Annotated in this window: 9 protein-coding genes and 1 pseudogene; 2 read left to right on the plus strand and 8 right to left on the minus strand. The window is 48.2% G+C overall.

Annotated features, from left to right (window positions below; genetic code table 11):
• Window positions 1-2: 2 nt before the first annotated feature.
• The 3 genes from J4N43_RS17850 to J4N43_RS17860 form a co-directional block, all read right to left on the minus strand.
• Entirely contained in the window at window positions 3-1721 is a 1719-nt protein-coding gene (locus J4N43_RS17850) for an efflux RND transporter periplasmic adaptor subunit (RefSeq protein ID WP_158159407.1), read from the minus strand.
• A gap of 165 nt (window positions 1722-1886) precedes the next feature.
• Window positions 1887-3278 (minus strand): TolC family protein, encoded by a 1392-nt coding sequence (locus J4N43_RS17855; protein ID WP_158159406.1) that lies wholly within the window; start codon window positions 3276-3278, stop codon window positions 1887-1889.
• 135 nt (window positions 3279-3413) lie between these two features.
• Entirely contained in the window at window positions 3414-3851 is a 438-nt protein-coding gene (locus J4N43_RS17860) for a hypothetical protein (RefSeq protein ID WP_158159405.1), read from the minus strand.
• Window positions 3852-4166: 315 nt separating this feature from the next.
• Here J4N43_RS17860 and fdhF point away from each other — a divergent pair, with 315 nt between their 5' ends.
• Together fdhF and J4N43_RS17870 are read left to right on the plus strand one after the other, a co-directional pair.
• The gene (gene fdhF / locus J4N43_RS17865; protein WP_158159404.1) at window positions 4167-8405 is read left to right on the plus strand and encodes a formate dehydrogenase subunit alpha; all 4239 of its coding nucleotides are present in this window, start codon (window positions 4167-4169) and stop codon (window positions 8403-8405) included.
• Between the two features lie 412 nt (window positions 8406-8817).
• Window positions 8818-9189 carry a hypothetical protein gene (locus tag J4N43_RS17870; protein WP_005375433.1) on the plus strand — a complete coding sequence of 124 codons (372 nt, stop codon included), beginning with the start codon at window positions 8818-8820 and terminating at the stop codon, window positions 9187-9189.
• Between the two features lie 111 nt (window positions 9190-9300).
• On the opposite strand, the gene J4N43_RS17875 is transcribed toward J4N43_RS17870, so the two are convergent.
• The 5 genes and pseudogenes from J4N43_RS17875 to J4N43_RS17895 all read right to left on the minus strand — a co-directional run bounded on the left by J4N43_RS17875 (window position 9301) and on the right by J4N43_RS17895 (window position 14872).
• Entirely contained in the window at window positions 9301-10398 is a 1098-nt protein-coding gene (locus tag J4N43_RS17875) for an ABC transporter permease (protein ID WP_017635233.1), read from the minus strand.
• Entirely contained in the window at window positions 10398-11324 is a 927-nt protein-coding gene (locus tag J4N43_RS17880) for an ABC transporter ATP-binding protein (protein ID WP_020194754.1), read from the minus strand. Before J4N43_RS17880 ends, J4N43_RS17875 begins: the two co-directional genes overlap by 1 nt.
• Window positions 11325-11328: 4 nt before the next feature.
• A pseudogene (locus tag J4N43_RS17885) lies at window positions 11329-12278 on the minus strand (HlyD family secretion protein).
• 369 nt (window positions 12279-12647) lie between these two features.
• A complete protein-coding gene (locus J4N43_RS17890; protein WP_005425077.1) occupies window positions 12648-13511 on the minus strand; it encodes a MurR/RpiR family transcriptional regulator in 864 nt (287 codons plus the stop codon).
• 89 nt (window positions 13512-13600) lie between these two features.
• Window positions 13601-14872 (minus strand): amino acid deaminase, encoded by a 1272-nt coding sequence (locus tag J4N43_RS17895; RefSeq protein WP_158159403.1) that lies wholly within the window; start codon window positions 14870-14872, stop codon window positions 13601-13603.
• Window positions 14873-14923 lie beyond the last annotated feature (51 nt).

Raw genomic sequence — 14923 nt, forward strand, 5'->3', positions numbered from 1 at the left:
AATTAACCCTCGACGACTGTTGTTGCAGGAACTAACTGTTTAAGAACGTAGTCAGATCCTTGTTTTTCAACTAGAAACCGAACTTTCTGTCCTTCTTCAAAACCCGTTAGATCAACCTCTTCACCCACAGAGAAGTTCATCTCGCCTGCATCCCAGTTCCATTCTGCAACCGGTAGGTGGTTTAAGGTGATCATGCCAAAATCAGCCATCAGCATGCTAATGTCACCAGTTAGCCAAACTTCTGCTGCAATGACGCTGTTGTCTGCCTTATAGTCAACGATTTGGTACTGACCGGAATCTGTCTTTTGCATTTCAAATTCGATAGCCTGACCTTTTTTCAAGTCACCCATCTCAACGCCATCTGCAAAAGTGAAGTTCATTACCATGCCCGGCCAATCCCATTCTGGTACAGGTTGGTGGTTGATGGTCAGCATGCGGTGATCTTTCATTACGTCTGTGATCTCACCTTTAGCCCATGCCGTTTCTGCCGCTGCTTCTACACCATTGATGCGAGACAGATCCGCCGACTGGCTTGATTCAGAATCGAGCATGAAGTGAGATGACGTAACGATCTTATCGCCTTGTTTAAGTCCTTGTAATACTTCGATTTGTTCGCCAGCTTCGCGGCCAACTTCAATTCGAGCAGAACGGTATTTGCCATCACCTTCCGCCAGAACAACGCGAGTCATACCGCCAGAGCGGATAACAGATGATTTAGGAATCGTTAATACTGCATCGTCAGTGACAGGCTGCAGGGCAATATTGGCGAACATATTTGGCTTCAATGCGCCATCTGGATTAGGGAATTTAAGACGCACACGTAACGTACGTGTTTTCGGATCGAGGATTGGGTACACGTAATCTACGACACCTTGCCATTCATTGCCCGGAATCGCGTCAAGGGTCATCGTGGCTTGAGAACCTGCTTTCATCCAGTGTGCTTGACGCTCAAAGACTTCCGCATCAACCCAAACATTGTCCAAGGGACCTGCACTGATCACCGCTTGAGCAGGGGACAAATAGCCACCTTCACGCACGTTTAAGCTCGCGATAACGCCATCAGCAGGCGCTTTGATTTCAATTGTTTGTGATGCTTTACCACTACGAGTAATGGATTTGATTTGAGCACGGTCAACACCAAGTGTTACCAAGCGTTCGGTCGCCCCTTTTACAAGACCTTTGCGGCCAGTGCGGTAAGCGTTCAGCAATTCTTCTTGTGCTTTAACCAGTTCAGGAGAGTAGAGAGTGAAAAGCACATCGCCTTTCTTCACTTTCTCACCCACAGCATTGATGTAAAGCTTCTCTACCCAACCCGCCACACGAACGTTGGTTTGCCATAACAGACTTTCATCAAAGGCAATATAGCCAACCGTTTCGATGCGTGGTGATAGCTGTTGCAGTGTCGCGTTTGCGGTTTTAACCCCGAGGTTGTTTTCTACTGAAGGGTCAATAGTCACTGTACCCGGTGCGTCTTGTTCACCGGATAGATCTTCTGCGTAAACCGGGATCAAATCCATGCCCATTGGGGATTTACCCGGCTTGTCGCGTTTGTAGTTCGGATCCATTGGGGCAACCCAGTAAAGCGGATCATTAGAGCTTGCAGCAGATTCGCCACCCATCGCACTTATGTCATGAGTTGAGCCCGTAAGAAAATGATTAGCACCAAACCCTAAAGCACCACCAACAATCAGCGCGATGGTTGCAATTTTTAATGTTTTCATTGTTTTACCTTATTTTCCCCCTTCACATTTGACGCTACAGCGTTGTTGCCTGCTCTCGTTCACCCAAATCACATAGCAGATCCCTTAGTTTGTTAGGGAAAGTGCTCATGGGATTCTCTCGTTTGCCGCCTAGCTGTAGCCCCAACTGTCTTGGGGAATCACAAATTAATATGTCGAAATAGAGCGAGCTTCCGGTGAAGCCACTTGGTAGTCGAAACCACCGAGTAGGGTGGCTAAATTGCTGTTTGCGATGTTGAGATCGGTCAGCAGACGTTGTTGCTCTAATTGCAGAGCCAACTCGTCAGTCGTGGCAGAAATCACATCGTTAAACTGCGCTGTGTTGTTTTGATAACCTCGCTCAACGGCTTGAATGCGCGCTTTCGCTTGAGGCAATAAGGTGGATTGATAACGTTCTAAACGCTGGGTTAAGTTGCTGCGATCAACCAGCAAAGTGTTAACCTTGGCATTCATCTGCGTTAGTAAGGTGTCTTTTTGTGATTGTGCCGCGCCAACTTGGTATTGAGCGGCCGCGAGATTGCGATCTTGGCGGTCACCCGTAAACAACGGAATGTCCATGGTTAGGTAAGCGCTGACCAAATCGGAGGCAGGTTCACCCATCATGTTGTCGGCTTGGCGGTAGGCGTACATTACTTCGACGCCAAATTGTGGGTTGTAGGCTTGCTCAGCAATTTCCACCTGAGTTTTATTGGCAGAAATGCTGACGTCGGCCATCTTAACCATCGGGTGTTGGCTGAGTTGCTGATAATGCTTGGTGGAACCCTGACTCGCAGCAAGTTTGCTGTTCAGTGTGTCCCAATTAAGTTGATTGCTCGCGTGCAGAGCCTGTTCGTTTGCCAACCAATCTGACCCCAACCATTCGGAGAGTTGAGAGATAAGACGACGTTGCATTTGTGCATTGGCTTGCAGTTTCTCATCCAACTTGCTGACTTGAAGTTGGGCGTTGAGCAGATCTTGCGCTTCACTCTTACCAATCGAATAGTTGGTTTGAATAAAGCTTTCCATTTCCTTCATCAACTTGCGGTTCTCAAGCATGATTTGCTCAGCGCGTTGCTGGTAACCAAGTTCTAACCAAAGTTGAGTCATGCTGTTGGCTACCTCAAGCTCACGAGCATGCACTTGAAGACCAAGGCCGTCGGCTTGTTGATTGGCTTTCTTCTGCTGTAAATCAAGCGTAGAGCCACGCTCAAACTGCTGCATTAAACCAACGGAGATGTTGGTCATTGGGTCTTCATCGAATTTGAAGCTGTCGACAGGCAAGCCACCAAAACCCACTTTCAGTTTTGGGTCCATCAAGGTTGCACTTGCGACGCCCGTTTCACGCATGGCAGCAGATTGCGCAGAGTATTGCTTACGATTGCCATCGTTACTCAAAGCGACGTTGATCAGTTGGGCAAGCTTGGTCGTTGAAGCTCGCTCACTTGATGCGGAATTTTGCGCTGCGTGCGTCTCTTTACCTGCGGCGTTAACCAAGGTTGGCGCAGCGACCAGAGCCACCATAAAAATAGGTGCAGCTAAGCGGTATGGTTTGATATCCATAATCTAAATCCAGTGTTCGCCGGATCGATGGAGGCGCGGATTTTATTGCGGGAACAGTAAAGCCTTGTTACCTCATCGTTCAGGCGCATTAAAACAACCTGCGATACACGCGCAGGGTCGAATGCTAGGACGGATTTAGGCTATAGGAGGTCGGTATAGGTCGCGGCTGACGTGTACGACAGGGGAAGCAACTTCAGGAGTAATAGTTGCGCGATAGACAACGGGCATTGGGCTATTGATAGGATTCGGTAGGGGGACGAAAACTATCGTACACGCGGCAGTGCAGCAGGTATGAACCATGCCAGAGCCTCCACCACAGTTCATGCTGGTTTCTCTTGCATCGCCATTTTCTGCTACGGAAGCTTCGGACATAGAACCGTCTGTCATGGAGACGTCCATCATGCCGGGCATACCGCAGTGTTCGCTGTCACTCATCATAGAAGGATGATGAGCCATGCCAGTAGACATCATTTGAATATTCATCAACGGCTGACTGTTCGCCACACTAGATACCAATAGCACTAGCGTCGTGAAGAGAGTTAACCAGATTGTATGCAGCGATTTTAAGTGCATACCCTTTCCCATGTGTTTGATGAAAATGATGAAAACCCTTCGATTCTAAAGGTTAACCTAAGGGTAAGGTCAATCATTTATTGCTCTTATTATCAAAATAGTCCAACCCTTCAGTTTTCGCACTTTCGAGGGAGTAAAACGTTTGTTAAACACCGAGTGTTGAAAGTTAGCGAAAGAAGCCCTCGCTTTTTATGACACGTGAAAAATGTGGTTTATAAGTTTTACATCACACTAACTTGTCTTACAAATGATTATCCTTATAGAATGCATGGTTTTACTTGTGCAGATTTGGATTTGCTTTGCTGCGGGGGTTGCATGATAGAAATTGTCATCGATGGAAAATATAGAATTGTAGAAGAGGGTCTAACCCTTTTAGAAGCAGCAAAAGTGTGTGGGGTCGAGATCCCATCGCTATGCGGAATGAACAAAAGTAATGAAAAAGTACCGTGTGACTTGTGTGTAGTTGAAGTCGAAAGTGGCGGTACTAAGCGTGCGTGTGAACTCGAAGTTTACCGCGGCCTTAATGTGGTCACGCAATCAGAACAATTAAGCGAGCACCGCAGAAAAGCACTCAACCGCATCATGACGGACCATTACGCCGATTGTGAAGCGCCATGTAAAACCGCGTGTCCTGCGGGCGTTGATATTCAATCGTACCTTTATCACATCGCACAGAACGATCATCAAAAAGCGATTGAAGTGATTAAGCGTACGCTTCCTATGCCGTTATCGATTGGCCGCGTATGCCCAGCATTTTGTGAGAGCGAATGTCGCCGCTCGTTAGTCGATGAACCTATCGCAATTCGTCAGCTAAAACGTCATGCCGCGGATGCAGATCTGTCTGCGCATGAAGCCTATGTGCCAGAAAAGAAACCAAGCAAAGGTTTGAGCATTGCCGTTGTCGGCAGTGGCCCTGGTGGTCTGACAGCTGGCTACTACCTATCGAATGAAGGCTATGACGTTAAGGTCTTTGAATCCATGCCAAAAGCGGGCGGTTGGTTGCGTTATGGCATCCCAGAATACCGTTTACCAAAAGACATTCTCGATAAAGAAATCGAACTGATGTGCCGCAATGGCATGCAAGTTCACAGCAATCAAAAGCTGGGTGTAGATTTCACGCTTTCTCAATTGAGTGAAGAATACGACGCGGTGTGTTTGGCTGTCGGTGCGTCTCAAGCGGTTGAAATGCATTACACAGGCAGTGACCTTGAAGGTTGCTACTTAGGTGTTGATTACCTCAAAGATTACGTTACTGAGCAAAACTACGTCACGGGTCAGAAAGTCGCGGTGATCGGCGGTGGTAATACGGCAATTGACTGTGCTCGTACTGCGCGTCGTGCTGGTGCAGACACCACGTTGATTTACCGTCGTACCCGTGACGAAATGCCGGCAGAAGACTACGAGATTGTCGAAGCGGAACACGAAGGGGTGAAATTCCACTTCTTGACCAACCCTGCAGAAAACCTTGCCGATGAAACCGGACACGTGAATGCGATTCGTCTAGAGCGCATGGCGTTGGGTGAGCCGGATGCATCTGGTCGTCGCAGCCCTAAACCAACTGGCGAGTTCTTTACCGAAGAGTTCGACACCGTGATTGCGGCAGTATCGCAAAAGCCAGATCTGAGCTTCCTCGAAGGCGAAGATTTGTCGATTCCACTTACGCGCTGGAATACTTCTGATGCCGATGAAAAGACCATGCACACCGGCACGGGCAACATCTTCAGTATTGGTGACTTCCGCCGCGGTCCTGCAACGGCAGTTGAAGCGGTGGGTGATGGCCGCGTGGCGGCAAAAGCCATTGACCTGTTTTTGAATGGCGATATGGCGGATATGCCAAAGGCGGCGTTCAACTCGCGCAAAGAGAAGAAACTCTCTCAAGTCGATCCACTTCACTTCGAGAACATCCAAAAAGTCGCTCGCTCTATCATGCCTGAACTGACTCCAGCACAACGCGAGCAAAGCTTCGCTGAAGTGGAGTTGGGCTTTGATAACGAAGAAGCGATGAAGGAAGCTGCACGCTGCCTTGAATGTGGCTGTCAGGCAAATACCGATTGTGCGCTGCGTGATTACTCCACCGAATATGAAGCTGAGCAAAGCTTTGACTTCTCCTTACAGATTAAATCGCATCAAGATTGGTTAGATCTTCGTGCGAAAGACTTGCGTCATAAGTACGAAGTTGACCGTAGCTCTGAGTTTATTGAGTTTGATGCTAACCGCTGTATTAGCTGTGGTCAGTGTATCCAAGCGTGTCGCGACAAAGCCGTGCACGGTGTACTGAACTTTGTGTGCGATAAACAAGGTCGTCCAGCATTACGTCCTGACGACCGTCCACACTTCGGAAGTAACAAGAATGGTTTAACCCTAATGGGCGATTCGAACTGCGTGCAATGTGGCGCGTGTGTTCAAGTGTGTCCAACGGGCGCAATGGTCGATAGTCGTGACCGTTCGCAAGGCCGTACTGAAGATCTGAAAGCGGTCGACACCATTTGTACATACTGTGGTGTGGGTTGTAAGTTGACTATGTTCGTGGACGAAGCAACCAATACGATTCGTTACGTGAAAGGCGGTGACTCGCCGGTTAACCAAGGCATGCTGTGTGTGAAAGGGCGCTTTGGTTTTGACTTCATTGGCAGTGAAGAGCGTCTTACCACGCCATTGATCCGTAAAGATGGTTGGTTGCAGCCTGCAAGCTGGGAAGAGGCGATTCAACTGATTGCGAGCAAGTTCTCTGGCATCAAGCAAGATTTTGGCAGCAACGCATTGGCGGGTTTCTCTTCAGCGAAAACCACTAACGAAGACAACTACGCGTTCCAAAAATTTGTCCGTCGTGAACTGGGCACTAACAACGTCGACCATTGTGCGCGTTTGTGCCACGCATCGAGTGTAACCGGTCTTGAAGCGTCACTGGGTAGTGGTGCAATGACCAACGACATCCCAAGTATTAAGCACTCGGATGTGATCTTTATTATTGGTTCGGATACCACATCAGCACACCCGATCATCGCTTCACACATTAAACAAGCAATTCGTCACCACGGCGCTCGTTTGATTGTGGCTGACCCGAAACGTGTCGATATGGCAGAGCATGCTGAGCTGTATATGGCGCACCGTCCGGGTACGGATGTGATGCTCCTAAATGGTGTCATGCAGCAGATCATCAAGAACGGTTGGTACGATCAAGAGTACATCGAAGAACGTGTCGACGGCTTTGATACCTTACTGCAAGAAGTGATGTCGCCAGCTTATAACCTCGATAAAGTGGAGTTGGTTACGGGCGTAAAAGCCGAAGACATTCAAGCAATGGCGCGCATGATCGGTACAGCAGATCGTACGGCTGTTTACTACTCGATGGGTATTACTCAGCACACGACAGGTCATGACAACGTGCGTTCTATCGCTAACCTGCAATTGCTGTGTGGCAACATCGGTATTGAAGGTGGTGGTATCAACCCATTGCGTGGTCAATCAAACGTGCAAGGTGCGTGTGATATGGGCGCGTTGCCAAACAGCTTCCCGGGCTATCAAAAGGTATACAACCCAATTGTGCGTCAGAAGTTTGCGATTGAATGGAACGCACCAAATCTGCCTTCTGAGCAAGGTCTAACCCTGACAGAAATCATTGATGCGGCTTGCCATCGTGACGTTCGTGGTATGTACATCATGGGTGAGAACCCAGTGTTGAGTGACCCGAACCAAGCGCATGTGATTGAAGGTTTAGAAACGCTCGACTTCTTGGTGGTTCAAGACATCTTCTTAACGGAGACTGCACAATACGCGGATGTGGTTCTGCCTTCTTGCTCATTTGCAGAGAAAGCGGGTCACTTCACCAATACGGAGCGTCGTGTTCAGCGCGTGAATCCGGTTGTCACGGCGCCGGGTGAAGCGAAAGAAGATTGGTGGATTATCCAAGAGATCGCCAATGCAATGGGTAGTGATTGGGATTACCACTGCGTGTCTGATATCACTAATGAAATCGCACGAGTGACGCCTCAATACGCGGGTCTTCGTTGGGATGCAATTACGCCAAACGGTGTGCAATGGCCAAGCAACAAGAACAACCCGGCAGGTACTCGCATCATGCACCAAACCCAGTTTACTCGTGGTAAAGGGCAGTTGGTGGGTGTACCGTTCCGTTATGCGGCTGAGTTGCCAGATGAAGAGTACCCACTTGTGTTAACGACGGGTCGCGTACTTGAGCAGTTCCACACTGGCACCATGACGCGTAAGACCAAAGGGTTGGATAAACTTGCTGGCCCTCGCGCGATGGTGAGCGCGGAAGACGCAGAAGCGCTAGGCATCAGTAATGGTCAGCGTCTGACAGTGTCTACACGTCGCGGCAGCATTGAGATTGATGCTTTTGTGACTAAGCGTATTCAAAAAGGTGTGGTGTTTATTCCTTTCCACTTTGTTGAATCGCCAGTCAACCGCCTAACGACAACGGCGACGGATCCGCATGCGAAGATCCCTGAGTTCAAGGTCGCTGCGGTTAAAGTGGAAGTGAGCGAAAAAACAACGCAGACAGAGTCTCTCGAAGATAGTTACCAACACGTTTAAATTCGGCGAGTCACGTTGTTGTGGTCACTGACAATTTGAGCCTAGTTGATGGGCGGATAATCTACTCTTGATTTCCGCTCTCACTACATTCACTCGGATTGTCTTTTTCTTCAAACTCCTTTTACTTTTCTGTTATCACCGCGCTCCGGTTAGTTTTCCTTTCTTACTTCTTACTTCTTACTTCTTACTTCTTACTTCTTACTTCTTACTTCTTACTTCTTGCTGTCTCTGTGGCGTATTTTTGTTCAAGCCCATGATGAGAGTGCAATAAAGTTTGTTGTTGAGCTTGTCATAGAATTGACTGTCTCTGACTGTCCCCTGTTATTTGGGCAAGTTCTATAACCTAAACTTTGCTCGCTTCCTATACTGAATTAACGAAGCAAGATTTTTATAACAACAAGAGGAAGCTTGTATGACAAGAACAACCTCATTTGCACTCGTTTTATTACTTATGTGCGCATACTTTGGTTACAACCGTTATTATGTATACCCCCAGCAGTTGGAAACACAGGCGAAGTCGATGCTAATACAAATGGCAAATCGCGAAGAGTGGGTAGATGTGTTTGAGATGATGAATCGCGTAGACGCGCATAAGGGCCATTTGGAACTTGTTGCTGACGTGACATCCTCTGATGGTCAGCGTGCGTACAGTGAAGGTATTATCACGTATACGGATCGCGAAGGCGTTGTCTGTAAACAGGTAGTGTTCAACTTTAAAATAAACTCTTTGAAAAACTACAATATTTCCGATTTACGAGATTGTTCCTACGGCGAGTACTATTAATATTGTCGGAGAGTTGAGCTCGATAGCACAGTGTATGAATACAGAAACAAAAAATAGCCCTTCGTTGGGGCTATTTTTTGTTTTTTAAGGAGTGAACGCAATATCGTGGGATTAGTCGAGTGATTTTTTGAAGCGAAATGAAGCTACAATAAGGCCGATAACGGTGAATCCAAGTAACCAAACTGTATCTCGCCATAGCTCCATTAGGTCTGCACCACGCAACACCACACCACGAATAATGCGCATAAAGTGAGTGGCTGGTAGGGCTTCTGATATCCATTGTGCCGCGACGGGCATTCCTTCATAAGGGAACATAAATCCGGACAGAAGAATCGATGGCAAAAGAATAAACACCGTCATCTGCATGGCCTGAAGTTGTGTCGTCGCAATGGTGGATATCACCAAACCTAAGGTTAAACTCGCGGCGATAAACAGCAGCGTGCCAAACAATATCTGACTAATGGCGCCGTTTATAGGCACGCCAAATATCCAGTGCCCTAAGCCTAAAATGATAAACACCTGAATCAGACCAACAAAGATGTAGGGAATGATCTTCGCCACCATGAGTTCGATGGAGTGAATTGGCGTAGTAATCAGTAACTCCAAATTGCCGCGTTCCCGCTCTCGAACAATGGCTGCACTGGTGAACAAGATCATCGTCATAGTCAGAATCACGCCCAATAAACCGGGGACAATGTTCACCGCCGAGCGTCGACTTGGGTTGTAATACAGCGCAACTTCAAAGGTTTTGGTTGGGGCAGGGCGTATCTCAAAATCAAAATCCGTTAACGGCATGGTTTGTAGCGAGAGAATCGCAGAGCTGATCATGGTGTCTGAACCATCCACAATCCATTGGCCAAGCTCTCGCCCTTGCACCATACGTTGGGTTAGGTCGCTAGGCAGAATTAAAGCCGCTCGCACCAAACCGTCTTGAATGGCTTGCTCGGCTTCTGAAGCGGTAGCAAAGGTTTCAACCACATCGACCACTTGCGTGACTTTGACGGACTCGGTGATCACACGCCCAGCAGTACTGCCACTTTGATCGACGACACCAACGGGAATGTTGCGAATATCGGTATTAATGGCGAAGCCGAACAGCAAAAGCTGAATCAACGGGATCATCACGACCATGCCAAAGGTAATTCGGTCACGTGAAAGCTGACGGATCTCTTTGATCATTACCGCTTTCATACGGGCAATAGATTTCATCATTGGCGACCTTCTCCCGTCACGCTGACAAACACATCTTCCAAGCTCGGGCGAGCAATGTTCATCTCGCAGCCATCAAGCTCAGGAAAGGTTTGGGTTAACCATTCGATCGGTTCTTCGATGTGCTGGTGGATTAAAATGCGTAAGCGAATTCCGAGCTGTGCGGCCGAGCGCACCTCTTCACGCTGAATGACTTTCTCTTTTAGCTCGCGTAAGTTATCCGCTTTGACTTCGACGATGTTAACGCCCATTTGCGCCATGAGCTCTTCTGGCTCACCATCGGCGCGAATTTCGCCCGCTTCCATAATCGCCAGACGATGGCAACGCTCTGCTTCATCCATGTAGTGCGTAGTGACCAAAATCGTCGTACCTTGGTCAGAGAGATCAAACAACTGCTCCCAGAAATCGCGTCGGTTCTCTGGGTCAACCGCAGATGTGGGTTCATCGAGAAACAACAGTTCTGGTTTGTGCATAGTGGCTGCGGCGAGAGACAAGCGTTGTTTCTGGCCGCCACTCATTCCGCCCACGCGCTGTTTACGCAACTGGTCGAGACCGTAGGTGGATAGCTGTTCTTCGATGCGAGCTTTCAGGGCCTTGGTTTCCATACCAAAGATTTGTCCAATAAACTCAAGATTCTCCTGAACCGTCAGGTCATCATAGAGGGAGAACTTTTGTGTCATGTAGCCAATCTTAAGGCGTAGAAGCTCAGATTGTTTTGGGATCTCTAGCCCGAGTACATCGACATTGCCCTCGCTTGGGCTAAGCAAGCCAGTCAACACACGAATGGTTGTCGATTTACCGCAACCGTTAGGGCCAAGAAAACCATAAATACTGCCTTTGGGCACATTAAGCGTGATGTTGTTGATGGCGGTGAAGTCACCAAACTTCTTCACCACATTTTCAGCTTGAATCGCGTATTCGGTCATTGGCTTACTCCACCAAATCCACTTGCGCTGGAATGCCCGAAGGCAAGGATTGTGCGGAGTCTTGTAGGTCGACTTCTGCAAGGTACATCAAACGCGAGCGTTCTTCTTCGGTAAGCGCGAAATAAGGCGTGAATGAAGGCTCAGTCGCAACCCAACGAACGGTGCCGCTATATGGTTGCTCAACGCCATCTACATGCACGTTAACCGTTTTACCCGGCACAAAGTCGACTCGATAGTTAGCAGGAACATAAACACGAGCGTATGGGACGCGGCTGGCTTGTATTACAGCAACCACGCCATTCACCGGAACGCGTTCACCAAGGTTAAACGGTAGGTTATCTACAAGCCATCTCGCGTGGCCGTGATGGTGAGTTCTGCCAGTTTCTGTTCTTGCAGTGCCACATCAGCTTTTGCTGCCATGAGTGCGGCTTTCGCTTGTTCAATATCTTCAGGACGAGAGCCAGCGGTCAGTTTGCTGAACTCTTCTTGTGAGGAGTCTAGCTCTGCACGGGCAGAATCTCTGGCTGCTAAAGCGGTGTCTTTCTCTGATTGGCTGATGAGTTTCTTACGAACTAACTCTGCTTTACGTTGGTAGTTCTTTTGCGCTTCAACCAATTGAGCTTCCGCTCTGGCAACGCGTGCTTGCGCTGCGGCAATGTCTTCCGGTCGCTCGCCATTGGTCAATTTCAAAAGATAAGCGTCAGCCTTGGCTTGTTCGGCAACGGCGTGAGCTAAAACGGCTTCTTGGTTCTTTGTATCGAGCTGAACCAGCACTTCTCCTTCGGTGACTTGGCTGCCTTCCTTAATGGGTAGGGCACGAATTATCTCGCTAGATGTTGCAGTGAAGGTTACACGGTCACGTTCTAGTGTGCCAAGGGCTTGCTGTCCGTCATCTTTGGAACAGGCAGTTAAAAGAGTCAGGGCTAGGGTGCCAAGAATGATTCGCTTCATCATGCGACGCTTCCTCTAAGAAGGTGAGCTCGAATTCGTATCAAGCTATAGAAGAGTATGGGACTGCATTCAGTGTAACGTGAGTCAGTTTTGTCCGGCTAGGAAGTTAATTCCTTCAATATTCATCAATTGATTAATTATTGAAGCTGGGCTCACTTTTGAATGGGTCTCTAAGAATATTCTCATTCAAATATAGTGGGTTACCGTGATGATGGTGGGATTAGGAAAGATAAATTGAAGAATCGAGACAAGGATCAGGTTTACCGTGCACACGTAAAGAAACGGCTAGATAAAGCAAAGCCCGAGGCTGAACATCGGGCTTTATTGTTTGAGTTTTATGAGCGAGATTTTGGGTATCTAGACCACGTTGGTTTAATCACCAAGAGGCTGTCTTTCCAAACCGCCACGGTAAGAGTCAAGGGCAACTTTGAGTCGACGAAGTTTATCGCGCGAGCGTCGCTTATGATTAACGGCTAACGCCATCGAAAGTACATCAACCAAAGCCAACATCGCGTAACGAGAAGCCGATGGTTTATAGATGAAGTCCGTCTCTTGGTGTTCAATAGGCAGAACCAAATCGGCTTGCTCAGTCAAAGGCGTGTCTTTCGGAGTAATCACAATAACTTTCACGCCGTACTGCTTGGCTAATTGCGCGGTTTCTATGATGGCAGGGGTATAGCCAGTGGCTGAGATCATGACCAACACATCGTTCGCGTCTGCCGTCGCCGCAATCATGCGCGATAACAAGCCATCGTTGTACGCCACAACAGGATAGCCCAGACGGAACAAACGATGCTGCATCTCTTGTGCTGCAATGGTTGAGCCGCCACCCATACCAATGCAGATCACTTGTCTTGCGTTGTGCAGCCAGTTCACGGCAGTGTCGATATCTTCTTCAACAATCAAACTGCGGTTTACATCAAGGGATTGCTTGATCGACTCATAGATGCCTTGGTAGCCACTTTGATCAGGCGGCTCAAGGATGAATCGTTGCCCAACCGTTAAGGTTTGTGCCAGTTTGATCTTCATATCACGCACGTTTTTGCAGCCAACAGCTTTAGCAAAACGGGTGATGGTGGCTTCACTCACTTCTGCGCTTTCTGCCAGTTCAGTAATGCTGGCATTGGCGGCAGTTTGAATGTCGTCCATGATCAACTTCGCGACCTTCTTTTCGGCATCGCGCAGCGCACTGAAACGTTCAGTGATTTGAGAGATAATATCGACTTCTAAACTCAAGCTGTGTTCCTATCTTTTACATGGAGACGATTGTGCCACCTCCACTGGTTTGGCATGAAGTATAACGAAAAGCCTCACTAAGCTCATCATCAGAAACGGGTTTTCACCCAATGAGTGACTTGATACTCATCATTACAAATCGCCACGGCACGCCACTTATCAAACGTTAGACATGGATGAGAGGTTGAGAAGGCAATCATATCACCCACTTGCAGGTCGCTGTTTGCGTCTACTTCGATGAACGCGTGCTGATCCATCACCGCGGTCGTTACCGCACTTTCAATAGAGATTGACGCACCATCGCGGTATGCGCGCTCAGGGATTGGCAATCCAGCATCAAACGCCACGTCACGTTTGCCAAAGCCGGCAACTAGCTTGGTTGGCTCGGGGCGAGAAATGACATAAGCCCAAAGCTCTAGTGCCGATTCCAAGTCACCACCTAAATCACACGCTGCACCTTGGTTATTTTCAGCGCGCTGCATGACTTTGTTTTGTGCGTCTAGGTAAATGCCTGTGTCATGAATCGCGTAGCAACCTGGGCGAATGACGGCATCAAAATCTTCTAGGTTGGCAAAGCATTCAGAAACTACGTCATACCAAGCAGAGCCTGCGCCAGTAACAAGAGGTTTGGACTCAATCAACTTGTCGTTTTGTAGTTGGGCTGCGATTTCTAATGTGGTGTTGAGGAAGTCACGGATGTCCTGCTCAGCATTGTCACCATGAATGACACCTTCGTAAACCTCGATACCTTTTAGCGTGAGGTGAGGTTGCTGGTGGATGAATGTGGCGAGCTCAACCACATCTTGTTGATTACGGCATCCACAGCGACCGCCTTCGACACCAAACTCAATCAGTACATTAAGCGGCAATTGATGCTCAGCGAAGGCACGCTCTAGCGCTTTGACGTTTCGGCTTGAATCCACACAGCAATAGAAGTTGATTCCATGGGTTTCAATCAAGTTGGCGATGATAGTCATGTTTGCGCGCCCAACTAGTTGGTTCGCCATGATGATGTTTTTCGCTCCGCCTAGCGCCGCAATCTCTGCCTGAGCTGGCGTTGCGACGGTAATGCCCCAAGCGCCGTTTTCTAATTGCTGCTGAAAGAAAGCGGGAGTCATGGTGGTTTTACCGTGCGGTGACAACTTCACTTTGTGCTGATTGGCAAAACGCTGCATCCAATCGAGGTTGTTCTTCAATGAAGAAGATTTGATCACCGCAGCGGGCAAGGTGATCTCTTCATGGATCAAACTGTGTAACCCATCGGAATTACACGCAACAGGTTGAGCTTTCTCTCCGTAACCTGGCGTGGTAACACACTCATTATGATAGTTTTTATCACACTTTTGGCGATTGTCTTTCATGGCGTACCTACTTCTAACATGGTCTAAGTGATTGATATTAAGTGTTTGTTG

The sequence above is a fragment of the Vibrio sp. SCSIO 43009 genome, assembly GCF_023716525.1.
Classification (GTDB): Bacteria; Pseudomonadota; Gammaproteobacteria; order Enterobacterales; family Vibrionaceae; genus Vibrio; species Vibrio alginolyticus.

Bases quoted from the DNA above. Each gene is read 5' to 3' on its own strand.
- J4N43_RS17850 (WP_158159407.1), bottom strand. From the start codon at position 1,721: ATGAAAACATTAAAAATTGCAACCATCGCGCTGATTGTTGGTGGTGCT.
- J4N43_RS17880 (WP_020194754.1), bottom strand. From the start codon at position 11,324: ATGACCGAATACGCGATTCAAGCTGAAAATGTGGTGAAGAAGTTTGGT.
- J4N43_RS17895 (WP_158159403.1), bottom strand. From the start codon at position 14,872: ATGAAAGACAATCGCCAAAAGTGTGATAAAAACTATCATAATGAGTGT.
- fdhF (WP_158159404.1), top strand. From the start codon at position 4,167: ATGATAGAAATTGTCATCGATGGAAAATATAGAATTGTAGAAGAGGGT.
- J4N43_RS17870 (WP_005375433.1), top strand. From the start codon at position 8,818: ATGACAAGAACAACCTCATTTGCACTCGTTTTATTACTTATGTGCGCA.
- J4N43_RS17860 (WP_158159405.1), bottom strand. From the start codon at position 3,851: ATGCACTTAAAATCGCTGCATACAATCTGGTTAACTCTCTTCACGACG.
- J4N43_RS17855 (WP_158159406.1), bottom strand. From the start codon at position 3,278: ATGGATATCAAACCATACCGCTTAGCTGCACCTATTTTTATGGTGGCT.
- J4N43_RS17875 (WP_017635233.1), bottom strand. From the start codon at position 10,398: ATGAAATCTATTGCCCGTATGAAAGCGGTAATGATCAAAGAGATCCGT.